Source organism: Paenibacillus sp. Leaf72 (assembly GCF_001422685.1).
Taxonomy (GTDB): domain Bacteria; phylum Bacillota; class Bacilli; order Paenibacillales; family Paenibacillaceae; genus Pristimantibacillus.
Genome location: NZ_LMLV01000001.1, coordinates 702361 through 725855, shown reverse-complemented (window position 1 = coordinate 725855; position 23495 = coordinate 702361). Strand labels below are relative to the sequence as shown.

Annotated in this window: 19 protein-coding genes and 1 pseudogene; 18 read left to right on the top strand and 2 right to left on the bottom strand. The window is 50.4% G+C overall.

The genetic code is table 11. From position 1 onward, the window contains the following. Window positions 1-43 precede the first annotated feature (43 nt). Complete coding sequence (gene leuS / locus ASF12_RS03190) at window positions 44-2482, top strand: leucine--tRNA ligase (protein ID WP_056032752.1); 2439 nt, start codon at window positions 44-46, stop codon at window positions 2480-2482. A 46-nt stretch (window positions 2483-2528) separates the two neighbouring features. Here the strand turns inward: leuS and comER are convergent, their stop codons facing one another. Further along, window positions 2529-3368 carry a late competence protein ComER gene (gene comER, locus ASF12_RS03185; RefSeq protein WP_056029421.1) on the bottom strand — a complete coding sequence of 280 codons (840 nt, stop codon included), beginning with the start codon at window positions 3366-3368 and terminating at the stop codon, window positions 2529-2531. A gap of 231 nt (window positions 3369-3599) precedes the next feature. On the opposite strand from comER, the gene ASF12_RS03180 reads away from it, so the two are divergent. The 8 genes and pseudogenes from ASF12_RS03180 (at window position 3600) to holA (ending at window position 12382) form a co-directional block, all read left to right on the top strand. Then, entirely contained in the window at window positions 3600-4379 is a 780-nt protein-coding gene (locus tag ASF12_RS03180; RefSeq protein ID WP_056029418.1) for a helix-hairpin-helix domain-containing protein, read from the top strand. Window positions 4380-4497: 118 nt separating this feature from the next. Continuing rightward, window positions 4498-5028, top strand: a complete 531-nt coding sequence (locus tag ASF12_RS03175) for a deoxycytidylate deaminase (protein ID WP_056029414.1) — start codon at window positions 4498-4500, stop codon at window positions 5026-5028. A 117-nt stretch (window positions 5029-5145) separates the two neighbouring features. Next, on the top strand, window positions 5146-7857 hold the full coding sequence (locus ASF12_RS03170) for a ComEC/Rec2 family competence protein (RefSeq protein ID WP_056029410.1): 2712 nt from the start codon (window positions 5146-5148) through the stop codon (window positions 7855-7857). 545 nt (window positions 7858-8402) lie between these two features. After that, a pseudogene (locus tag ASF12_RS36470) lies at window positions 8403-8534 on the top strand (pentapeptide repeat-containing protein); the annotation flags it as partial. 404 nt (window positions 8535-8938) lie between these two features. Beyond that, window positions 8939-9313 (top strand): hypothetical protein, encoded by a 375-nt coding sequence (locus tag ASF12_RS03165; RefSeq protein WP_056029407.1) that lies wholly within the window; start codon window positions 8939-8941, stop codon window positions 9311-9313. Between the two features lie 203 nt (window positions 9314-9516). Then, the gene (locus tag ASF12_RS03160; protein WP_056029404.1) at window positions 9517-10065 is read left to right on the top strand and encodes an RNA polymerase sigma factor; all 549 of its coding nucleotides are present in this window, start codon (window positions 9517-9519) and stop codon (window positions 10063-10065) included. Beyond that, the gene (locus ASF12_RS03155) at window positions 10062-11111 is read left to right on the top strand and encodes an anti-sigma factor family protein (RefSeq protein ID WP_056029401.1); all 1050 of its coding nucleotides are present in this window, start codon (window positions 10062-10064) and stop codon (window positions 11109-11111) included. Before ASF12_RS03160 ends, ASF12_RS03155 begins: the two co-directional genes overlap by 4 nt. Window positions 11112-11344: 233 nt before the next feature. After that, on the top strand, window positions 11345-12382 hold the full coding sequence (gene holA / locus ASF12_RS03150; RefSeq protein ID WP_056029398.1) for a DNA polymerase III subunit delta: 1038 nt from the start codon (window positions 11345-11347) through the stop codon (window positions 12380-12382). An 84-nt stretch (window positions 12383-12466) separates the two neighbouring features. Here the strand turns inward: holA and rpsT are convergent, their stop codons facing one another. After that, window positions 12467-12739, bottom strand: a complete 273-nt coding sequence (gene rpsT, locus ASF12_RS03145) for a 30S ribosomal protein S20 (protein ID WP_056029395.1) — start codon at window positions 12737-12739, stop codon at window positions 12467-12469. Between the two features lie 182 nt (window positions 12740-12921). Between rpsT and gpr the strand changes: the two genes are divergently transcribed. The 9 genes from gpr (at window position 12922) to dnaK (ending at window position 23465) form a co-directional block, all read left to right on the top strand. After that, window positions 12922-13923, top strand: a complete 1002-nt coding sequence (gpr, locus tag ASF12_RS03140; RefSeq protein ID WP_235533030.1) for a GPR endopeptidase — start codon at window positions 12922-12924, stop codon at window positions 13921-13923. Between the two features lie 321 nt (window positions 13924-14244). Beyond that, a complete protein-coding gene (spoIIP, locus tag ASF12_RS03135; protein WP_056029391.1) occupies window positions 14245-15471 on the top strand; it encodes a stage II sporulation protein P in 1227 nt (408 codons plus the stop codon). 35 nt (window positions 15472-15506) lie between these two features. Next, on the top strand, window positions 15507-15962 hold the full coding sequence (locus ASF12_RS03130; RefSeq protein ID WP_056029388.1) for a hypothetical protein: 456 nt from the start codon (window positions 15507-15509) through the stop codon (window positions 15960-15962). Window positions 15963-16066: 104 nt separating this feature from the next. Continuing rightward, window positions 16067-17884, top strand: a complete 1818-nt coding sequence (gene lepA, locus ASF12_RS03125; RefSeq protein ID WP_056029385.1) for a translation elongation factor 4 — start codon at window positions 16067-16069, stop codon at window positions 17882-17884. Between the two features lie 115 nt (window positions 17885-17999). After that, window positions 18000-19169, top strand: coding sequence for a radical SAM family heme chaperone HemW (gene hemW, locus ASF12_RS03120; RefSeq protein ID WP_155972745.1), 1170 nt, complete (start codon window positions 18000-18002; stop codon window positions 19167-19169). A 132-nt stretch (window positions 19170-19301) separates the two neighbouring features. Continuing rightward, window positions 19302-19781, top strand: coding sequence for an N-acetyltransferase (locus tag ASF12_RS03115; RefSeq protein ID WP_081418578.1), 480 nt, complete (start codon window positions 19302-19304; stop codon window positions 19779-19781). 173 nt (window positions 19782-19954) lie between these two features. After that, on the top strand, window positions 19955-20980 hold the full coding sequence (gene hrcA / locus ASF12_RS03110; RefSeq protein WP_056029380.1) for a heat-inducible transcriptional repressor HrcA: 1026 nt from the start codon (window positions 19955-19957) through the stop codon (window positions 20978-20980). Window positions 20981-21001: 21 nt separating this feature from the next. Beyond that, window positions 21002-21574 (top strand): nucleotide exchange factor GrpE, encoded by a 573-nt coding sequence (gene grpE / locus ASF12_RS03105; RefSeq protein WP_056029377.1) that lies wholly within the window; start codon window positions 21002-21004, stop codon window positions 21572-21574. A gap of 64 nt (window positions 21575-21638) precedes the next feature. After that, window positions 21639-23465, top strand: coding sequence for a molecular chaperone DnaK (dnaK, locus tag ASF12_RS03100; protein WP_046229932.1), 1827 nt, complete (start codon window positions 21639-21641; stop codon window positions 23463-23465). Window positions 23466-23495: the final 30 nt, after the last annotated feature.

Genomic DNA, 23495 nt, shown 5'->3' with positions numbered 1-23495 from the left:
GCCGCTGAAATTTTGCTTTACCAAGCTTAAGGAGGAAACATTCATGAGTCAAGATCAGCAACCGCAAGGCTATAATCCGCTGATAGTAGAGCCGAAATGGCAAAAATATTGGGATGAGAACAAGACGTTCGCTACGAAGGAAGAAGCGGGCAAACCGAAATTTTATGCACTCGATATGTTCCCTTATCCATCCGGTTCAGGCCTGCACGTCGGTCATCCGGAAGGTTATACGGCAACGGATATCGTGTCGCGTTACAAGCGTCTGCGCGGCTTTAACGTCCTGCACCCGATGGGTTGGGATGCATTTGGCCTTCCTGCAGAGCAGCATGCACTGGATACAGGGCAGCATCCGCGTGAAATTACATTTAAAAATATCGACAACTTCCGCCGTCAAATCAAATCGCTCGGCTTTTCCTACGATTGGGATCGCGAGTTTAGTACGACTGACCCGGATTATTATAAATGGACGCAGTGGATTTTCATCCAGCTGTACAACAAAGGCCTTGCATATGTTGCTGAAGTTCCAGTTAACTGGTGCGAAGCGCTGGGAACTGTGCTTGCCAACGAAGAAGTCATTGACGGACTAAGCGAACGCGGAAATCATCCGGTTGTACGCAAGCCAATGCGCCAATGGGTACTGAAAATTACCGAATATGCGGAGCGCCTGCTGGAGGATCTGGAGGAGCTTGATTGGACGGAAAGCATCAAGGATATGCAGCGCAACTGGATCGGCAAGTCTACAGGCGCCGAAGTGACGTTTGCTATTGAGGGCCATGACGCGAACCTTGTCGTGTTTACGACGCGTCCGGATACTTTGTTCGGCGCCACTTATTGCGTGCTTGCGCCTGAGCATGAGCTGGTTGCCCAAATTACGACAGCGGAACAAAAGGCGGCTATTGAGGCTTACCAGCTGACAGCTTCCCGCAAGAGCGATTTGGAGCGTACTGATCTGGCGAAGGAAAAATCCGGCGTATTCACGGGTGCGTATGCGATTAACCCGGTCAATGGCGAGAAAACGCCAATCTGGATTGCCGATTATGTACTGGCAGGCTACGGTACAGGTGCGATTATGGCGGTTCCAGGCCATGATACGCGCGACTGGGAATTTGCCACACAGTTCGAATTGCCGATTGTGGAGGTCGTGCAAGGCGGAGATATTTCCAAAGAAGCCTATACTGGCGACGGTGCCCACGTAAATTCCGATTTGCTGAACGGGCTTAATAATGAAGAAGCGATTGCGAAAATGATCAGCTTCCTTGAAGAAAAAGGCAGCGGCCATGGCAAAGTGACGTACCGTCTGCGCGATTGGCTGTTCAGCCGCCAGCGTTATTGGGGCGAGCCGATTCCGATTCTTCATCTGGAGGATGGCACAATGAAGCCAGTACCAGAGGACCAGCTTCCGCTGCTGCTGCCGGATGTTGATGCGATTAAGCCTTCGGGTACAGGGGAATCACCGCTTGCGAATGTTACGGAATGGGTCAACACGATTGATCCAGAAACGGGTATGAAGGCGCGTCGCGAGACGAATACGATGCCGCAATGGGCGGGCAGCTGCTGGTACTACCTGCGCTTTATCGATCCGAAAAACGACAAGGAAATTTGTTCGCCGGAAAAACAGCGCGAATGGCTGCCGGTTGACCTGTATATTGGCGGAGCGGAGCATGCTGTGCTTCACTTGCTGTATGCGCGCTTCTGGCATAAAGTATTGTATGATCTGGGCGTAGTTGAGACGAAGGAGCCTTTCCATAAGCTCGTGAACCAAGGGATGATTTTGGGCACGAACAATGAGAAAATGTCCAAATCCCGCGGCAACGTCATTAACCCGGATGAAATTGTATCGGAATTTGGCGGAGATACGCTGCGTTTGTATGAAATGTTCATGGGCCCGCTGGAAGCGACGAAGCCTTGGAACACGAACGGCGTAGAAGGAGCCTTCCGTTTCCTTAGCCGTGTATGGCGCTTGTTCATCGGTGACGATGGCAGCTTGAGTGCGAAAATTTCGGAAGGTGAAACGACCGAAGCGTTCAAGCGTACATGGCATCGCACCATTAAAAAAGTAACCGATGACTTTGAGCATCTGCGTTTTAACACAGCGATCAGCCAATTGATGATTTTTGTCAATGAAGCTTACAAAACCGAAGTGCTGCCGCGTGAAGCGATGGCTGACTTTGTGAAAATGCTGTCCCCGCTTGCGCCGCATATTGCGGAAGAGCTGTGGGAGAAGCTGGGCGGAACAGGGACGATTACTTACGAGTCCTGGCCGACATGGGAAGAGGCTTGGACGGTTGACCAAGAGGTTGAAATCGTCGTTCAAGTTAATGGCAAAATCATTGAGCGCCTGTCAATAGCGGCAGACACGAATGAAGCGGAAATGGAACGTCTTGCAAAGGAACTGGCTAAGGTGCAGGAGCTTATCGCAGGCAAAACCATCCGCAAGGTTGTAGCTGTAAAAGGTAAAATCGTCAACATCGTTGCCAATTAAACGTTAGCCACATGAAGAGGTGAACGGTCAGTTAGCTGAAGAACAGCTATTGACCGTTCACCTCTTCGCCGTAGAAAGAGACGGAAACTTTGGCGACATCGTCATGGAATTTGGCATGAGTTGTGCGAATAAGCCGGTTGAAAACATCATCGGTCTCATTGCGAAGCAATTTGAGCGCCTGTGCTGTAATGCCTCCGGGAACGGCTACCCGGGCCTGCACATCAGCTGGGGTAAGGCCCCCTTCGGTCAAGAGCAGCCCTGTCCCGAGCAGCATGGCACTTGCCACCTTGAGCGCTTCCTCGCGGTCAATGCCCGTCTCTTCAACTGCTGCGTCGACGAACTGCTCCAGCAGACAAGAAATAAACGCCGGTCCGCAGCTGGAGAGGTCGGAGACGACACGCGTATAGGATTCATCAATTTGCAGCGGCTCGCTAATAAAGGCGAGCAGCGCTTCGAGCCGTTCCTTGTCCTCGCTCTGGATGCGGGAGCCATAAATACATAAGGAAGCGCCGCTCCATACATGATTCGTAATGCTGGGAATGACTTTCGCTACTTTGCATGGCACAACTTCCTCAAGATGTGAGAGCAGCACCGGGCTTGTAATGGAAACTAGCAGTTGCTCAGGCCTTATGATAGAGGCTATGTCGTCGATGACCTTCTTAAATTCATGCGGCTTAATGCAGAGAAAAACAATATCCTTGCCAAATGCGGCGCGAGCATTGCTCGCTTCTGCTTGAAGTCCGGCATAGCGGTCAGCGAGCGCCTGTGCTTTGGAGAAAGTGCGATTGCTGACGGAAATTTGATCGGATTCCAGCGCTCCCGAAGCGATTAATGCTTCAATGAGCAGACTGCCCATCGTTCCCGTTCCAATAAATCCAACTTTCATGCGATGACCTCCTTCGTTGTGAGGTTGTGAAATGGAAGCGGCCTTGTGGGGGCCAGATTTGAATCATTTTCTGATCTGAATTGATTTTCCGAAGTGAACAGGCTTTAAGGCGAAGTAAGCCTATTCGCAGTTTACCTGTTCTTCTACCGTATTCCTGACAACTTGGCAGTTATGTCAACGATTTTCATCTTTTTTGGAGCGGTCATTCATAGCGAAAGGTGTGGATTAAGGATGGGGCAACGAGCGAAGGAGAAGCAATATGGGAAAAGTCGAAATGCGAAGCGGACGATTATGGCGGGTTGTTTACTGCTCGCCTGCGGGCTGCTTGGAGCTGCTATGCTTATGCCGAAGGAGCAGGCTCCGAGCGGCTGGATGACGCTAAATGCGGCGGTAGAGGCAGCATTGGATCCAGAGCAAGGCAATGAACCTGTTTCTGCTGGGGTGAAGAGCGAGGCTGGAAAGGCTAGCGGCTTAGGGAAGCAGGCGGATGGAGAAGGACAGCAGGGGAATACAGCGGCAAATGGCAGTAGTGGAAAACCGTCCTTGAACAGCGGTGGAGATGGGCAAAACGGGATCAGGAAGATGCCAGCTACTGCTGGTGGAGCAGTAGAAGGGGCTGTCTCATCTCGGTTGGATGGTGCTGGGAAGACGGTGCAAGGCGGGGCAAACGCTGATGCTGGTGAATTAGGGGAAGCTGATGCTGCTGGGAATTCGGGGCTCCACTTGCCGGAATCTAGTGCGATTAAAGGGAGCGGTGCAGCTGAAGCGGCACAGAATGAGACAGGTGATGGTGCAGCGTCGTCGACGGATTCGGGCAAGCTGGATATTAACCGGGCAACTGTTCAGGAGCTCGATGGGCTGAAGGGAATCGGACCGGCGAAAGCTAAAGCGATCGTAGAAAATCGGGAGAAAAATGGGCGTTTTACATCGGTCGATGACTTGCAGCGAGTGAAAGGAATTGGTCCTAAGCTGCTGGAAGGCATGAAAGACAGCATTGTCGCCAATCCTTAAGTGTGAGAAAATAACAGGCAGCAGCCGGATTTTAAGAAAAAACGAATATATCGCGCATTTTTGACGCAGTTGTGGCTGACGATTATTTTGAACGAGCATCAAGGAGGAAGCTGAAACAATGGCAATAGTAGGGCAAGACGCCGAACGTAAAGACTGGGATACGTATTTTATGGACATCGCTTATATGGTATCGACGCGCTCACGCTGCCCAAGGCGGCATGTGGGAGCTGTTTTGGTGCAGGGTAAGAAGCTGCTTGGCACCGCATATAATGGAGCGCCAATGGGCGTTCAGGATTGCTCGGAAGCGGGCTGCATGATTGCGGAAGAGTGGGAAATTAAGCAGGAGAATGGCGAGGAGCAAATGGTTAAAAAACAGCGCTGCATTCGCACGATCCATGCGGAGCAAAATTTGCTGCTGTTTACCGATCGAGCCGACCGTGAAGGCTCAACGGTATATGTGACAGACCAGCCCTGCTGGACTTGCGCGAATATGCTTGCGAACAGCGGGATAAAAGAGGTTGTCTATCACCGCGGTTACCCGAAAGACAGCGAGAAGGTTGTGACGCTGATGGGGCACAAAGGCATTGCTTTTCGTTGTCTGGAAGGCTATGAGCCGCCGCCGCAGGCGGGAATGTCTGTAATTTCTTGATTTTGCACGTTAATAGCAATTCATATATTTAGTGAGGGAGCACCTCTTATTGCATGCGGATCTGCATGTGATAAGAGGTGCTTTTTTTTGTGAATTTCATGGAAGAGGTGATTGTAAATGGATAGAAGACCGCTGCTATGGTTTGCGGTATGTTTTGTGGCAGGCTGCGCAAGCGGCGCGAAGTTGAGCGGCGCAGGAGCTGCGCTGGCGTCGGGCGGTGTGGCGGTAGCCGCCCTGGCGCTGGTTTTGTCGGGGCGGCTGACGCGAAAGCTGGCTGCCGTATGTGTAGTCGGCTTCGTCCTTGCAGCTGGGGAACGAATGTGGGCGGATGCCCGCAATGTGACGGGACTGCTGGACGTGCTGCGCGCCGCAGAGGCGCATGGGTCGGACGCTGCGATAGCGGTTGAAGCGTCCGGGACGATTGCGTCGGTCGTCGAGATCGACGGCGACCGGGCAAGCTTTGAGCTGGCGGTCGAAGCCGCCAGCGTAGCGGGCTTTGGCTCGCCGCGCCAGCTCGGCGGCGAGCGGATGCTTGTGCAGCTGCGGCTCGAGGAGCAACCGCAGCAGGAGGTCGCCGCTGCCTGGCGGCGCGGCGACGTCGTTGACGTTAAGGGCCAGCTGGCGCAGCCCGCTGGTCCGGCTAATCGCGGCGGCTTCGACTACCGCCGCTACTTGAGCAGCCAGAAAATCCACTGGCTGCTTCAAGCTACGGGCACGGGCGCGATCGACATCGCGCCTGGCCCGCCATGGACCGCGGCCGCGCTGCTCGGCCGCGTCGACACCGTGCGCGCCTGGCTCGCCGCACGGCTTTCGAGCATGTACCCGGGCATGCAGGCCGGCTACATGCAAGGTCTTGTCCTCGGGATCACGGATGACCTTGATCCCTCCCTCATGCAGCAATTCGCTCGTCTTGGCTTAACGCATATACTCGCCATATCGGGCCTGCACGTCGCGGTATTCCTCTACGGGCTTGGCCTGATTTTACGGCTTTGCCGCATGACGCGAGAGCGCCTGCTGCTGACGCTCGTTTTTGCCGTGCCCTTCTATGTGCTGCTCAGCGGCGCTTCGCCTTCGGTTGTACGGGCCGGAGTGATGAGCATGCTTGGCCTGCTGGCAGCGCGCATGCACAAGCTAAAGGATGGCCTGCATATATTGGCGGCCGCAGCTGTCATTATGCTGGCGTTAAATCCTTTTTATCTGGAAAATGTCAGCTTCCAGCTTTCGTTTATCGTAACGCTAGGTCTTATTCTTGGCGTCCCTCCAGTAAGGCGCGCCATGCCTCACTGGAAACGGGGCAAAGCGCTGCTCGATTTGATCGCCGTCAGCGTCGTGGCACAGGCCGTCTCGTTTCCGGTTTCCATTTATTATTTCAACCAATTCCATTTGCTGTCGCTCCCGGCGAATTTGCTGCTCGTGCCATTTATCAGCTTTATAATTATGCCGCTAGGCGGAGCCGCGCTTTTTATTCACATGGCTTGGCCAACAGGCGGCAAACTGCTCGCATGGGTGAGCGTCTACGCCAATGACTGGACATTTTGGCTCGTGGACTGGCTCGCAACAGCAGATTTATTTCGCACGATTTGGGCGACTCCACCGCTATGGTGGATCGCGGCTTGGTATGGCGCTCTAGCGCTGCTATTTCGCTCTCTTCCAGTGCGCGAGTTATCAGACGCCCGTGGGCAGGGGCCAGAATCAGAGCATAGCAACCTTGCAGCTGGCCACGAAAACGGCGAGCTCGAGACGCAGCCGCTCTACGAGCTTTCAGCTATACATCGAAAGGGCAGCATTACTGCTCCCAGCAAGTTTTCTGGTGGCTTTGCCGATTTTTCGTATGCATCAGCTGCAAAGGCGCTTCTTTTCCATGGAAGCTTTTTTTCCGCCGTGCTTATCGTGCTAGCACTGTTATTTTTCGCCTATCATCCGGATTTATTTGATCATGACGGCCGCGTTCATGTGCTTGATATCGGACAAGGGGACGCTATTTATGTCAGAACGCCGGAAGGTAAGCATCTGTTGATCGACGGAGGGGGAACGGTTTCTTTCCGCAAGGCCGGCGAGGAGTGGAGAGCGCGCAAGGACCCTTTTGAGGTAGGCAAAAAGGTTATCGCCCCGCTGCTAATGAAGCGCGGAGTGCATCAGCTTGATTTGCTCGTCGTCAGCCATTTGGACAGCGATCATATTAGGGGGCTTAAAGCGGTTATGGATTCGATCCCAGTCAAAGGGCTGTTATGGAACGGCAGTGTGAAGCATTCACCAGATGCGGAGGAATTGCTGGCCTATGCGGTGCAGCATGAGATTCCGATGTACCGGGCTGAGGCGGGGCAGGAGAGGGAAATGGGCAAGAACACAAGTCTGAACGTTTTATGGCCCCCTGCTGTTAACCAAACGGAAGGAAGCAGCGTTTCCAACATGGAAATCAAGGAGCTCGAGGAGCAGAATGAAGCGAGTGTTGTCCTTTATTTGACGATGAAGAATTATACTTTTCTGCTGACAGGAGACATCGGATTTGATACGGAGGAGCGTTTGCTGGCCCTTATGGATGAAAATCCAGCTTTTTATGCAGCTTGCTGCGCCAATGTTGATGTGCTTAAAGTAGCGCATCATGGAAGCCGTTATTCGACTGCTGCCAATTGGCTGGAGCGCTGGCAGCCGCTGAGTGCGGCGATTTCCGCAGGTGCGACAAACAGCTACGGCCATCCTCATGGCGATGTGCTGGGACGCTTGAAGGCAGCCGGAACCGAAGTGCGCCGAACAGATCAGGATGGTGAAATTGAATATCGGGCGGCATCGGGAAGGCTTCAGGCCAGAACGATGAACAAGGGAAATTGATTTTCAATCATAATAAACGCAATCACAAAAAGGAGAATTTTGAATAAAAGTGCATGTAGTATAGGCGGGTATGCAACCGTATTTGAGCTGCATTCGAATCCAGATCCAGATCAAATATAATGTCACAAGTATTCCCATTATTACTGGAAATGTCACCGCTTATGAATGTGGACCTACGTACCGAAAGGCAGCTGGGTGGTCAGCGTTCCAGTGGCTTATTCCCTGTACAAAGCAAGACTAGGCGGACACAGAAGCAGCTATTTCAACAAAATCAAGGGTATGGCACAAGTGGCGGACTCAAAAGCCGCTAATGTGCTGTAAATGGCCATTTTGCTGCGATAAAGTGGGCAATAACGGATTTCCTGTCCGCTTAAGGTCAGAAATCGGTTCAAAACCCAAAATAGCGGAACCTCAGTCCGCCAAAAAGGAGCGTGCGCCCCGAACCGCGGATTCTCAAAAGCTGTGTTTTCAGCCACAATGATCTAAGCTACAGTGATCTAAGCGCAGTGATCTAAGCACAGTGATCTAAGCGCAGTGATCTAAGCTATAGTGATCTCAGCTACAGTGATCTAAGCTATAGTGATCTAAGCTACAGTGAACTAAGCTACAGTGAACTAAGCTACAGTGAACTAAGCTACAGTGAACTAAGCTACAGTGATCTAAGCGCAGTGATCTAAGCGCAGTGATCTAAGCGCAGTGATCTAAGCCGCAGTGATCTGAGCACAGTGATCTAAGCTATAGTAATCTAAGCTACAGTGTTCTCAACCACCATGATCTCAGCAACAATCGCAGCAAGAGGTTCCCCAGCCTTGAATCGACAGGCGAGATTTGACTTGAAAAACGCTAACCAAGGAGCAGCGAGCCTGCTCCTACATGCACAACCAAAAATAGCAGCATGTCTTTGCAGCTTTCTGCGTATCTTTAGCGCATGAATCAAGCTATACTATACATTTCCTTCATATATATATTTAGTTAAAGAAAAGCAAAGTAGATTGGATCGCGATGTAGGCTTCTTTGAAATGATCCTGTAAAATGAGCATAAGTAGCGGCAGGAGATTAATGGCAAGGAAGTGTGAAGCTGATGATAAAAATAAACAGAGCCGGTAAATATGCCATTGATATCCGATTTGATATAGATGGTGCAAGTGAGCTTTACGAAGCTTTCCTCCTAACGCTTGCAGGGGAGGAAGCGGTGATTGCTTTAAGTGAAGCCGCGCAAATTAACAGTAAAAAAGTGAAGGAGCTTGGTCTTGCACAGGTTGACGACGAAGAAAGTCTCCATTACGCCCAATCGGCTTTAATGCTGAAGCTCGATAGTGACAGCATCGAAAACATTTTGGACAAGCTCAAGGCATGCGTGGGCGGAGAGGATTTTTTCCCGGCTGAATGCTGCGAAGTGCGCTTTGGCAAAATGAATATTAACTTTTATGCGTTTCTGGAGAGGGCAGTTGATTAAAAGAGCAAGGCTGTCTAGTTCCATGCAGTCATGAAGTTGCTATATACGCTGCTTGCTTTTTTTGATATTCTTGAGTGTGGAGTACGCTTCTTTCAATCGGAATATGGGCCGTGTGGCTAAAATAAAAAATGAATTTGTACGAAGGTTTGCAACATTTTACGTAACCTGCTCGTCAGAGAGGTTGCAAGAGAGGGGGATCCTTCGTGGTGGAGCCTGGCCTTATTAGAGCCGCTCAGTCGGGAGATCGCGATGCATTGATTACTCTATTGCGAGAGATTGAAACACATGTTTATCGGACAGCCTACTATATAGTCAACAACGAGCAGGATGCAATGGATGCGGCACAGGAGGCACTCATTCGCATTTATACCAAAATCGGCTCTTACGAAGAAAAAGCCCAATTTAAAACATGGATTCAACGCATTGTAACGAATATCTGCATTGACAAGTTTAGAAGAAACAAACCAACAGTATCCATTGATGAGCATGATATGGTGTTTCACGAGAAGCAAAATGTAGAGGATGAGGTTTTGTCCGCTTACGCAGCTCAAGACATCCGTAACGCTATTGATAAGCTACCCGATCATCACCGTGCTGTTGTCGTGCTTCGATACTTGCAGGATTTTTCCTACAATGAAATAGCTGAGTCTCTGGATTTGCCCCTAAACACAGTTAAATCCTATTTATTCAGAGCCAGACAGCAGCTTCAAACGTTACTACATGATTATCAGAAAGGTGGTGTCCGGGGATGAACTGTCAAGAGGTGATGGAATATATGCAAAGGGAGCTTGACGGCGACCTTGATGAATACGAGAAAGCAACCATGACAAAACATTTCAAGCAATGTCCGGACTGCGCAGCAATGTTTGAGCGGCTGAAAAATTTGTCTGCGGAATTGGAAAATCTGCCTCATGTAAAGCCAAGCTACAGCCTTGTGGATGCTATTATGCCTCAATTGGAGCAGCTTTCATTCGAAGCGGCTGGCTCAGTTGTGGCGCAGCAAGAGCAAGAGCCTGCAATGCCTAAGCGAAGGAAAACGCCGGATCGCGCCGCTTCATCAAAGCTTCGGCAGCTTACAGGCGTCGTTGCGGCGTGCCTCGTAGCTGGCACATTTATCATTTCCTATAACGCAGGCTGGTTTAATGGGTCGCAATCAAACAATGACATGAGCCGGACGGAAGCAAGCGCTACTGCTGCTGACAGCCCGATCGCCAATTACGACACGTCGGAGCTCAGGCAATTTGTGGCTACTGATCCACAAACTTCGGGTGAAGTGAAATCAGAATCGCTTGATACGGGCATGAGTCTTAAGACGAATGTAACTGATCGAAGTGGCGATGGATCAAATCAAGATGGCGGAAGCGCTACCGGGAATAACAACAGCGAATCTGGAACTTCTGATTTTGGTTCGGCTTCGGGCCTTACTGCTCCGGATTCCAAAGATGCAAAGTCTGACGCGGGTACAGACACTAACATTTCTCAAGCTCCTGCAGAGGAGGATGGCAAACCATTGGAAAGCCTTTCAGGCGAATCAGAGAAAGCTCCTCTTGCAACCGTTCCATTGGTTTCTGCTGACGGCGTTTATTCAGCAGAGGTCGTTGGGTATGCCATTAAGATTTATGAGGCAAGCGACCATAAGCTGCTGTTGGAAACGGCGCGCAAAAACGGCCAAATCGCTAATTTGAGCTGGTCGGAGGATAATAAAATTTTAAATTATGAAATTCATCTGGAGTCGGGCGGCATTGAAAAATATGCGGTTGACCTGAATACGCTCAAAGATAACAAAGCAGCGCATTAATTTTAGTTGAATGACTACAGGTGTATGCACACTTTCCGCTCTAACTGCGTATGGTAAAGAGTGGAGAGAAGATGCGACGTGTTAGCCTTGATCGTCGTATGACCATCAGCAGAAGGAGAAGCCATGGATCTTTCTGCTGATGTTTATATAGATGTTCAGGGACAGAGGGATGAAGCCGAAACGGGCTCATCCCTTTGTTGCCGTTCACAGGAGAAGGTAGGGAGGAATAGCCTTTGGATGGGAAAGAAGCTTTGAAGGAAATCAAGGGCAAGCGATTTCGCCCTGTGTACGTCGTATTTGGCAAGGACCGTTACCGGATTCAGCAGTTTGCCGATACGCTTGCGGACGCGATGTTTACTGCTGACGAGCGGGAACTGGGCATCGTCAAATTCGATACAGCGGAAAGTGTGCTTGATGAGGCTGTGCTTGAAGCGGAGACGCTGCCCTTCTTCGTTGAGCGCAAGCTAGTCATCGTCAGAGACGCCGTCGTCTTTGCAGCTGGCGGAAAAGAAGGAGGCAAGCTGGACCATCGCACTGACCGCTTGCAGCAATATATAGAGAATCCTTCTGAAACAACGGTCATTTTGTTTCTGATAAATGCGGAGAAGCTGGATGAACGGCGCAAGCTCGTCAAGCAGCTGAAGGATCGCAATGCGCTCATAGCTTTTCAAGAGCTGGATGCATCCGAATTGAAGGGCTGGGCGATCCGCCGGGCTGCGGAGCAGAAACGCACACTGGATACGGAGGCGGCTGAGCTGCTTCTGTCACGGGTTGGAGCTCATATGCAGCAGCTGGCACTGGAAGTGGACAAGCTCTGTCTGCACGCTGGTGTTGGCGGTCAGATTGGACGCAAGGAAGTGGAGCTGCTTACGGTGTCGACTGTGGAAGAGGATGTATTCGCATTGGTTGATGCGATTGCGGAATTGCAGGTGGACAGGTCGCTTCGATTGTATCGACAATTGCTGATCAGACGCGAGGAGCCGATAAAAATCGCGGCATTGATTGCACGACAGCTGCGTATTATGCTGCAAATTAAAGAGCTGGAGCAGCATCGTTATTCGCCGCAGCAAATGGCTGGGCAGCTCGGGCTCCATCCCTATGCGGTTAAGCTGGCTGCCGAGAAGTGCCGGAAGTTTTCAACGTCGCGGCTGGGGGCGCTGCTGTCCTCTATTGCTGATCTGGATTACAAGATGAAGACAGGGCAAATGGATAAAAACTTTGGCCTTGAGCTTTATTTATTATCGCTTGGCGCCCCGAAGCGGATGGCGTAAAGGCCATCCGCCACATCATATACATACAAAAAAGCTGTCGGCCGGATAACCGGAAGACAGCTTTTTTGTATGTTCAAGGACGGTTTAAGCTTGCGCCGAAAGAGCGTTAAGCTTTTTAGCAAGACGAGATTTTTTGCGGGCAGCCGCATTTTTATGAATCAGGCCTTTAGTAACCGCCTTGTCCAATTTTTTCGTCGCAGCGATTAGAGCTGTTTTAGCAACAGCTACATCAGTGCCGGCGATAGCTTGGTCAGCAGATTTAACAGCCGTACGAAGCGCGGATTTTTGGGAAGCGTTCAAAGCGCGGCGTTTTTCGCTCGTTTTGACGCGTTTAATTGCGGATTTAATGTTTGGCATCGAGTTTCACCTCCTACGAAATATGCACAGGCAATCTTTAGCATACGCTATAATTCTGGATAACACAACTTAAAATATATTATCACGCGTATACCCAAAAAGCAATAGCACGCATGAAAACCAAATGCTTGCGAACACTAATGGCAGAAAGCATTTATTTTTTCAAGGAAGAAGGGTATGCGGTGGGACAACTTGATTTGCAAGCTTACAACGTTCGAACAGATTTGGCGCTGGAAGCAAAAGAAATGGCCGAGCAGTCGGGCGGCGTCATTCCAGGCATCCACTCCGAGCGTCAAGACGAGGATGGCATCGTCATTACAAGCCTTCATGTCCAAAATGAGCAAGGAGCTGCGGCGATTGGCAAAATGCAGGGCCATTACGTCACGCTGGAGGTTCCGGGACTGCGTACGCAAGATACGGAGCTTCAGAATCGGGTGGCGACGATGTTCGCCAAGCATTTTGAGACCTTTCTTGAACGCATCGGTGTTGGCAAGACGGCACGTGTACTCATAGTCGGGCTTGGCAACTGGAATGTGACGCCGGATGCGCTGGGGCCGATAGTTGTAGAGAACGTAATGGTGACCCGTCATTTTTTTGAGCTGATGCCGGATCAGGTTGCCCCTGGCTATCGCGCGGTCAGCGCTATTGCCCCTGGCGTGCTAGGCATTACTGGTATTGAGTCCAGCGACATTATTCAAGGCATTGCCGAGCGGACGAAGCCCGATGTCATTATCGCCATCGATGCTCTTGCTTCCAAGGCGGTAGAACGGGTGAATACGACGATTCAAATTGCCGATACCGGCATTCATCCCGGCTCTGGCATCGGCAATAAGCGCAAAGGTCTGACAAAGGAAATTTTAGGAATCCCAGTAATTGCCATTGGAGTCCCGACCGTCGTGTACGCATCCACAATTGTAAATAATACGCTGGAGCTGATGCGCCAGCACATTGAAACCAATAAGGGCGACAGCAATCAGGTATTTGGCATTATGAACCAGTTGGAGGAGCAGGAGCGGCTGCAGCTCGTCAAAGAGGTGCTTCACCCGCTCGGCCATGATTTGCTCGTTACGCCAAAGGAGATTGACCAATTCATCGAGGACATCGCCAATATTATTGCTAGCGGGCTCAATGCTTCGCTGCATGATGCGGTTGATACCGATAATGTAGCTGCCTATACCCATTAACAGCAAGCCGCCATACGATGCCTTTCAACACACGGGCATTGTATGGCGGTTTTTTAAAATATAAACAATAATAAGTTTCCCCCCTTCTAATCGGCTTATCTTTACCCTCGAAACGGTAGCTTTGCTGCCAGAGGACTGCGACAGCCGTTTACGTTTGTGCAGCTTCTTCATAGACTTCTATAAAGCATGCCCCTCTCACTCTAAATCTAGCAGCCCATTATATTAAAAATGAGGGTGCGGTCGGTTCTACTAACGCCAACTCGTTCATAGATTAATAGCAGCAGGACAGCTCTAGCATAGAACCGGGAGGTAAGCGAAACGATGAGACGTAAAATCATGCTGCTTGATTTGGCGTATGGAAGCCGGAAAATTCGGCAATTGCTGGTCACAGGAAGAACATTCGCTGTTCTTTCTTTATGTTCGATGATTTTTTTCGTCATTATAGGCATTGCGGCAGTTGCCCATCGTCAAGCGTCGGCTGCGCCGGTGTCTTCGATGAAAGGTTTTGCAGCGGCTGTATCGAGCGGTTTGTTCGGGGACATGCTGGAAATGGAGTTGCCCGCCTTTGAGGGCAGCAATCAGGCGGACGAGCTGTCTGTGCCGCAGGTGAGCGCTTTTCTAGTCAGACTGATGACGGACATTAATCCTACACAGCCCAAAAGCCTGCTGGCAGCGGGCATTCCCGGCATGAGTGCCGGAGATTCCTTTCTCATTCGCAAAGGCAGTGGAACAGATACCGCCGTTGGGCCTGAGGATAATGAGCCGATTCCTTCGCATGCCGAAGAAGGGGCGACTGGTGAACAGCCGAATGTGGAGCCGCAGCCATCGCTTCCGCCAAGCACTGTGGAGCCGGGGGACAAGCCTGGACAAAGCGGCAGCGGCAATACGAAGCCTTCGACAGGGGAAGCTAAGATCGCATTTATCTATCATTCACATAATCGGGAATCGTGGTATCCAGAACTGAAGGATGGCGCCAAGGACCCGAATTCCAGCACAACGAATATTACGCTGGTCGGCAAGCGGCTTGCGGAGCAGCTGGAGCAGCGCGGGGTTGGCGCCATGCATTCAGAAACCGATTATCCGACCGCCATGAAAAATTACAAATGGGAGCTGTCCTATAAATATTCCATGAAGACGGTTAAAGAGGCGCTGGCGAGCAGCAAAGATTTGAAGTTTTTATTCGATCTGCATCGCGATTCGCAGAAGCGCAAATATACGACGACCGAGATTAAGGGCAAAAGCTACGCGCAGGTTTATTTTATCATCGGCCATAAAAATCCGAACTGGAAGGAAAACGAAGCGTTTGCAACTAAAATTCATGAAGCGCTGGAGAAGCAGTATCCCGGCATTTCAAGAGGGATATGGGGCAAAACAGCCGCCACAGGCAACGGGGAATACAATCAATCGCTCGCCGCAGGCAGCGTACTGATCGAGGTTGGCGGTGTAGACAATACGCTGGTAGAGTCGTATCGCACCGCGGATGTGCTGGCTAAAGTGATTGCCGATATTTACTGGCAGGATGAGAAGGTTACAGCTCCACAAAGCTGAATAGCGAATCGAGAGCGGAAAGGACGGGGTGCAGGATGAGAAAGCGGCGTGATGCGTTTAAATGGGCGATCATTGGCGGGGTGCTTGTTTTTGTTATATTGTATGGCATTGAAATGTCCTCCTCGGGCATTGAACGGATTTATGGGCCGATTGAGGAGACGGGGGCTTCCTCTGTCATTCCGGTAGATGCGATCATTAGGCAAGGCGCAGAAGAAGGCGGCAGCGGAAGCATTGGACAAGAATCGCAGTCGATCGCCGGCATGTCGGATGTCGCTTCGCGCAAAATATCCGAGCTTGAGAAGGAGCTGGCCGAGGTGCGGAAGCTTGCTGAGCAAAACGCGCTGTATGGTGATAGGCTGCCGGGCATGCCTTATGAAAATCAAGAGCCTTCGGTCAATAAGCTGGCTGATGGCACAGCAGGCTTGCTGCAATCTTTTTCGACCGGAAGCATGGAGTTTATTGTGGATTTGTTTGAAAAGGTGACGAATTAACGAAGGCGCTCTTTCGGAATTTCGGCAACCGCATTGCTGGCGCACTCCATTGCTGATATAATGGAAAGAATGATTAGCAATAATGGATGGTGTGGGGGTTAGGCATGGCTGACGTACGTGACCGACAAAAGAAAATTAGAAACTTCTCGATTATCGCGCATATTGACCACGGGAAGTCTACGCTTGCGGATCGCATTTTGGAATACACTGGAGCGCTCACTTCGCGAGAAATGCAAGCTCAGGTGCTGGACCAAATGGATTTGGAGCGGGAGCGCGGCATTACAATTAAGCTGCAGGCTGTTCGTCTGACCTATAAGGCGGATGACGGTGTGGAATATTTGCTCAATTTGATTGATACGCCTGGACACGTCGATTTTACATATGAAGTTTCCCGCAGCCTTGCTGCTTGCGAAGGCGCGCTGCTCGTTGTAGACGCTGCGCAAGGGATTGAGGCACAGACGCTTGCCAATGTTTATTTGGCACTCGATAACAACCTCGAAATTCTTCCAGTCATCAATAAAATCGACTTGCCAAGCGCAGAGCCAGATCGCGTCAAGCAGGAGATTGAAGATGTTATTGGGCTGGATGCGAGCGAGGCGGTTCATGCATCGGCGAAGGCAGGCATTGGCATTAAGGAGATTTTGGAGCAGGTCGTTGCCAAGGTTCCAGCTCCTACAGGTGATCCTGATCAGCCTCTTAAGGCGCTGATTTTCGACTCTCACTATGATGCGTACAAAGGCGTTATCGTTTACGTCCGGGTTATTGACGGCAGCATCAAGGCGGGCAAGAAAATCCGCTTTATGGCGACTGGTGCTGAGTTTGAGGTTATTGAGGTTGGCGCGTTCATGCCGCGTATGGGCATCGTGGACGAGTTGGCAGTCGGTGATGTAGGCTTCGTCGTTGCTGGTATCAAAAATGTAAAAGACACGCGTGTCGGCGATACCGTAACCGAAGCGAAGCGTCCGGCACCGGAAGCACTTCCGGGCTACCGCCGAATTAATCCAATGGTATTCTGCGGATTATATCCGATTGAAACACAGGATTACAACGATTTGCGCGAAGCGCTAGAGAAGCTGGAGCTGAATGATGCTTCGCTGCGCTACGAGCCGGAAACGTCGACAGCGCTAGGCTTTGGCTTCCGCTGCGGCTTCTTGGGCCTCCTGCACATGGAGATTATTCAGGAGCGTATTGAGCGCGAGTTCAATATTCCGCTTATTACGACGGCGCCAAGCGTTATTTACCAAGTAACGCTGACGGATGGAACGGTCATGAGCATCGACAATCCGTCCAACCTGCCAGAGCAGGGCAAGCTTGATTTTATCGAGGAGCCTTATGTCAAAGCTGGCATTATCGTACCGAATGATTATGTTGGCGCGATTATGGAGCTATGCCAGAACAAGCGCGGCGAGTTCGTTAACATGGAATATTTGGATACGAACCGCGTCACCATTACGTATGAAATCCCGCTTTCGGAAATAGTATATGATTTCTTCGACCAGTTGAAATCAAGCACGAAAGGATATGCTTCGTTCGACTATGAAGTGTCAGGCTACCGCAAGTCCAACCTTGTGAAGATGGATATTATGCTGAATGGCGAGCAGGTCGATGCCTTGTCCGTCATCGTTCACCGCGATAGAGCGTTTTTCCGCGGCCGGATTATTTGCCAGAAGATGAAGGAGCTTATCCCTCGTCAAATGTTTGAGGTTCCAATTCAGGCCTCGCTGGGTACCAAGGTTATTGCCCGTGAAACCGTTAAGGCGATGCGTAAAAACGTACTTGCCAAATGTTACGGAGGCGACATTAGCCGGAAGCGCAAGCTGCTTGAGAAGCAAAAAGAGGGCAAGAAGCGCATGAAGCAGGTCGGCAGCGTTGAGGTGCCGCAGGAAGCGTTCATGGCTGTGCTCAAGATCGACGAAAGCTAGAGGGAGAAGGAGAGCCGGGGGCTCTCCTTTTTATCATGAGAGAGGCAAGAAGTCGTCCGCACTTTGACGGACTGGCACTTGAAGAGAGCTTGCCACAGGAAAGCAGGTGTACAGCATGACGATTCATCACGCGCCGCGAGCGCTGTATATTCATATCCCTTTTTGTACGAATAAGTGCCATTACTGCGATTTTACGTCCTATGTGCTGAAAGGCCAGCCTGTAGACGATTATTTGGATGCGCTGGAGCGCGAAATGGAGCGGACAATCAGCGTGCTGCCGCCTGAGCAAATCGATACGGTATTCGTAGGCGGAGGTACGCCGACGGTGCTTACACCGCCGCAGATGGAGCGATTTCTCGCTGCTGTCCGCAAGCATTTTCCACTTTCACCAGATGTCGAGTTTTCTATGGAAGCCAATCCAGGTACGACGGATGCTGACAAGCTGGCGGCGATGTATGCCGGTGGGGTGAACCGGATCAGCTTTGGCGTGCAATCGTTTAATAACACGCTGCTGGAGCGTATTGGACGTATTCACAATGTCGAGGACGTATATCGCAGCTTGGACAATGCTAGAGCAGCAGGCTTTACGAATTTGTCGATCGATCTGATGTTTGGCCTGCCTGGACAGACGGTTGAGCTGCTGGCTGACAGTGTGCAGAAGGCACTTGCGCTGGAGCTGCCGCATTACTCGCTGTACAGCCTTAAAGTGGAGGAGAATACGTTATTCCACAAGCTGTATGAGCGCAATGAACTGCCTTTGCCGACAGAGGATGAGGATTTGAATATGTATTTGCTGCTGATTGAGCAGCTTAAGGCTGGCGGCTACCAGCACTATGAAATAAGCAATTTTGCCCGTCCGGGCTTTGAGAGCAAGCATAATTCAACGTACTGGCGCAACGAGCCTTATTACGGACTTGGAGCCGGTGCCCATGGGTACGCAAATCGCGAGCGCCATGTTAATATCAAGGGGGTACAGCCTTATATTGACGCTACGCTTGCCCGCCTGCCGCGCCTTGATACGGAGACGATATCCGAGCTTGAGGCGATGGAGGACTTTATGATGGTCGGCCTGCGTCTGCTGGATGGCATTCGCATTGCTGATTTTACCCGCCAATTTGACGGCAAGACGCTCGAAAGCTATTTTGGCCCGATTATTGCTAAGCATTTGAATGACGGGTTGATGGAGCGTCTGGAGGATGAACGCGGGTCGGGTTATCGGCTGACGGATAAAGGCGTATTGCTCGGCAATGAAGTATTTGGATCGTTTATTGGTTTGGAAGTTTAGCCAGATAGGCGATTATGAAAATTCATATTAATATTTTTTAAAATTGCCTATTGAGAAAACATGCGCGATGTTGTATATTTATTCAATGATAGGTATATGGTGATGAAACAAGCACCGGATGGGGGGAGCAGCATGAAACTAATGGACAGCTTGCAGGCAGTATGCAGAAAAGCAACCAAAGATGATGTTGACGTATTGTTTGATTTAATTCAAGGCTATGCAGAGAAAGGGATCATGCTGCCCCGTACCCGGTATATGCTTGAGTATTCGATAAATTCCTTTATAGTAGCGGAAGTAGGCGACCAGGTTGTCGGCTGTGGCTCGCTGACGAAGCTAGGCGATAATTTGGTAGAGATCCGGTCACTTGGCATGTCGGATGGCTACAAGGGTCTCGGCATTGGCAGTAAGCTCGTTGACGGCTTGCTTGCTGCGGCGAAGGAACAGGGCATTACGAAGGTCATGGCGCTGACTTACGAGGTTGCTTTTTTTCTGCGGAATGGGTTTACGGTCGTGGATAAAGAAATTTTTCCGGAAAAGGTATGGACCGATTGCGTCAACTGTCCGAAGCAGAACGCTTGCGATGAAATCGCCGTGCTGAAAGTGCTGGAGTAGAGGTTTTTCCGAGCCGCTGCAAGTCATTATAGTGAATATTGTAAAAATAGGCTAACTAAAAATGCCAAACTCACTTGACAATGGTCAAGCGGGTTTGGTATTTTTGTATTAACGATTAGCACTCAATCAAGACGAGTGCTAATGACAGAGCCGATGACTTGGAGGGAATGCGCATGTTGACGGATAGGCAGCGAATGATTTTAACAGCTATCGTAGATGATTATATCCGCTCGGCTGAGCCGGTCGGTTCACGCAGTATTTCTAAGCGCGGCGATGTTGGCTTCAGCCCAGCTACCATTCGTAATGAAATGGCGGATTTGGAGGAGCTTGGATTTCTGGAGCAGCCGCATACGTCGGCAGGCCGGATTCCTTCTACTAAAGGCTATCGCTATTACGTTGATCATCTGATGAGGATGGAAGAGTTGAACGATGCGGATATGACGAAGGTTCGTTCTTTTTTCACCGAGCAGATGAGCCAGATGGAGCAGGTTATTCAGCATGCAGCATCGATTTTGTCCAGCCTGACGAACTACACGTCGATTTTGCTGGGCCCGGAGCTGTTTAATACATCGCTGAAGCATTTCAGCCTTGTGCCGCTGGATGAACGTTCTGCGGTTGCCATCATTGTTACTAATACGGGGCGCGTCGAGAATCGCACCATTACGCTGCCGTCTGAGGTGAAGATGGAGGAACTGGAGAAGGTCGTCCATATTTTGAATACGAAGCTTGTCGGCATTCCGTTAGTCCGCTTGAAATCAAAGCTTTATCTGGAGGTCGGCCAGGAGCTGGAACGTTACGTCGATCATTGCGAGGAAGTGCTGGGCGTGCTGGATCAGGCGCTGCAGCCTGATAATGATCATCGCCTGTTTCTAAGTGGAACGACGAACATGCTGACGCAGCCGGAATTCAAAGATGTTGACAAGGTAAAAACGATTTTGGATTTGCTGGAAGAAACGCCAGCCGTGATGAAAATGTTTTCCTCCTTGCCTTCAGGCATACAAGTGCGCATTGGGACGGAAAATGATAATCTGGCGATTGCCAGCTGCAGCTTGATTACCGCTTCTTATTCGGTTGACGGGCAGCCGCTTGGCACAATCGGCATTCTGGGTCCCACGCGGATGGAATATGGCAAGGTGATGAGTCTGGTTGATATGATATCTAAAGATATGGCTGCATTTTTGGCCCGTTGGTATAAATGATAAGGGAATGCCAATCGGCATTTGAAGGAGGTGAATAGGGTGAGTAAAGAGCAACAAAATGATGTGGTTGAGGAGCTAGTGGCAGACGAGACTGTTGAATCGCAAGAAACGGCTGAAGCTGGGCAAAATGAAGCTGAGGTAGTTGATGCGCGTTATGCAGAGCTTGAGAAGCAGCTTGAAGAGAGCCAGCAGCGCTACCTTCGTACACAAGCGGACTTTGACAATTTCCGTCGTCGTTCCATTAAGGAAAGAGAAGAGCTGGCGCGTTATGCGTCGATGAAGCTCGTTACTGAGCTGCTGCCGGTTGTCGATAACTTCGATCGGGCTACAGCTGCAGCTTCCGTTAATGGTGATGTAGAGGCGCTTGCGAAAGGCGTGGACATGATTTTCCGCCAATTGATGCAAACGCTGGAACAGGAAGGTCTCGCAGCGATGAATGTCGTTGGAGAAGCTTTTAACCCTGACTTCCATCAGGCGATTATGACGGTGGAATCCGATGAATATGAAGAAGGAATTATTGTGGAGGAAGTTCAAAAAGGCTACATGCTGAAGGAGAAGGTTCTCCGTCCGGCAATGGTTAAAGTGAGCGGCTAACCGATAATTTCCTTTGATAATAGAATGTATGGAATGAAGAACCATTATAAGGAGGAAATTCACGATGAGTAAAGTAATCGGTATCGACCTTGGTACAACAAACTCTTGCGTTGCAGTAATGGAGGGCGGCGAAGCTGTCGTTATCCCTAACCCGGAAGGCAGCCGTACAACCCCTTCGGTCGTTGGTTTCAAAAAAGACGGCGAGCGTATCGTCGGCGAAAGCGCGAAGCGCCAAGCGATCACTAACCCTGACCGCACCATTATTTCGATCAAGCGCCATATTGGTACAAACCATAAGGAAAGCATTGATGGCAAAGATTATTCGCCACAAGAAATTTCCGCAATCATTTTGCAAAAGCTGAAGTCTGATGCAGAAGCTTACTTAGGTCAAACAGTAACGCAAGCCGTTATTACGGTTCCTGCTTACTTCAATGACAGCCAGCGTCAAGCAACGAAAGATGCTGGTAAAATCGCAGGTCTGGAAGTTCTTCGTATCGTCAACGAGCCGACAGCAGCAGCTCTTGCTTACGGCCTTGAGAAAACAGAAGATCAAACGATTCTCGTTTATGACCTTGGCGGCGGTACATTTGACGTATCGATTCTTGAGCTTGGCGATGGCTTCTTCGAAGTTAAAGCAACAAGCGGCGATAACAAGCTGGGCGGCGATGATTTTGACCAAGTCATTATCGATCACCTCGTAGCTGAATTCAAAAAAGAGCAAGGCGCAGACCTTTCTAAAGATAAAGCGGCAGTACAACGTCTGAAAGATGCTGCTGAAAAAGCGAAAAAAGAACTGTCCGGCGTTATGTCGACAACGATTTCGCTGCCGTTTATTACAATGGTAGATGGCGTTCCTCAGCATATGGAAACGAACCTGACTCGTGCAAAATTTGAAGAGCTGGCAGCTGACCTCGTAGAGCGTACGCTGAAACCAACTCGTCAAGCGCTGAGCGACTCCGGCCTGTCCGCAAACCAAATCGACAAAGTCGTTCTTGTAGGCGGTTCGACACGTATTCCTGCCGTTCAAGAAGCGGTTAAAAAACTGATTGGCAAAGATCCGCACAAAGGCGTTAACCCGGATGAGGTTGTTGCATTGGGCGCGGCTGTTCAAGCAGGCGTACTGACTGGCGACGTTAAAGACGTTGTATTGCTTGACGTTACTCCGCTTTCTCTTGGTATCGAAACAGCAGGCGGCGTCTTCACGAAGATGATCGACCGCAACACAACGATTCCAACAAGCAAATCGCAAGTGTATTCGACGTATGCTGACAATCAGCCTGGCGTTGAAATTCACGTCTTGCAAGGCGAGCGCGAAATGGCAGCGGGCAACAAAACGCTGGGCCGCTTCACCCTGAGCGATATTCCTCTTGCACCGCGCGGCGTACCGCAAATCGAAGTTACTTTTGACATCGATGCGAACGGTATCGTTAACGTATCGGCACTGGATAAAGGCACAGGCAAAAGCCAAAAAATCACAATCACTTCTTCCAGCGGCCTAAGCGACGCGGAAATTGAACAAATGATGAAGGATGCCGAGCTGAATGCGGAAGAAGACCGCAAACGCCGTGAGCTGGTAGAAGCGAAAAACAACGCTGACCAACTCGTATACTCGGTAGACAAAACGATTAAAGATCTTGGCGACAAAGTAGCTCCAGAAGAAATCGAAAAAGCAAATGCTGCGAAAGAAAAAGTAACAGCTTCGCTTGCAACTGATAACCTGGAGGAAATTAAAGCAGCTTCTGATGAGCTGACTGAAATTGTACAGCAGCTATCCGTGAAGCTGTATGAGCAAGCGGCTGGGCAGCCAGGCGCAGAAGGCGAACAGCCGGAAGCAAAAGGCAAAGACAATGTGGTTGACGCTGACTACGAAGTAGTTGACGACAAAAACTAAGCTTGCAGCGCGGATGAGGTCAAAGACAGG

Bases quoted from the DNA above. Each gene is read 5' to 3' on its own strand.
- ASF12_RS03130 (WP_056029388.1), top strand. From the start codon at position 15,507: ATGAGAAAGCGGCGTGATGCGTTTAAATGGGCGATCATTGGCGGGGTG.
- ASF12_RS03180 (WP_056029418.1), top strand. From the start codon at position 3,600: ATGGGGCAACGAGCGAAGGAGAAGCAATATGGGAAAAGTCGAAATGCG.
- comER (WP_056029421.1), bottom strand. From the start codon at position 3,368: ATGAAAGTTGGATTTATTGGAACGGGAACGATGGGCAGTCTGCTCATT.
- spoIIP (WP_056029391.1), top strand. From the start codon at position 14,245: ATGAGACGTAAAATCATGCTGCTTGATTTGGCGTATGGAAGCCGGAAA.
- hemW (WP_155972745.1), top strand. From the start codon at position 18,000: ATGACGATTCATCACGCGCCGCGAGCGCTGTATATTCATATCCCTTTT.
- lepA (WP_056029385.1), top strand. From the start codon at position 16,067: ATGGCTGACGTACGTGACCGACAAAAGAAAATTAGAAACTTCTCGATT.
- ASF12_RS03165 (WP_056029407.1), top strand. From the start codon at position 8,939: ATGATAAAAATAAACAGAGCCGGTAAATATGCCATTGATATCCGATTT.
- ASF12_RS03115 (WP_081418578.1), top strand. From the start codon at position 19,302: ATGAAACTAATGGACAGCTTGCAGGCAGTATGCAGAAAAGCAACCAAA.
- hrcA (WP_056029380.1), top strand. From the start codon at position 19,955: ATGTTGACGGATAGGCAGCGAATGATTTTAACAGCTATCGTAGATGAT.
- ASF12_RS03175 (WP_056029414.1), top strand. From the start codon at position 4,498: ATGGCAATAGTAGGGCAAGACGCCGAACGTAAAGACTGGGATACGTAT.
- ASF12_RS03170 (WP_056029410.1), top strand. From the start codon at position 5,146: ATGGATAGAAGACCGCTGCTATGGTTTGCGGTATGTTTTGTGGCAGGC.
- rpsT (WP_056029395.1), bottom strand. From the start codon at position 12,739: ATGCCAAACATTAAATCCGCAATTAAACGCGTCAAAACGAGCGAAAAA.
- dnaK (WP_046229932.1), top strand. From the start codon at position 21,639: ATGAGTAAAGTAATCGGTATCGACCTTGGTACAACAAACTCTTGCGTT.
- leuS (WP_056032752.1), top strand. From the start codon at position 44: ATGAGTCAAGATCAGCAACCGCAAGGCTATAATCCGCTGATAGTAGAG.
- ASF12_RS03155 (WP_056029401.1), top strand. From the start codon at position 10,062: ATGAACTGTCAAGAGGTGATGGAATATATGCAAAGGGAGCTTGACGGC.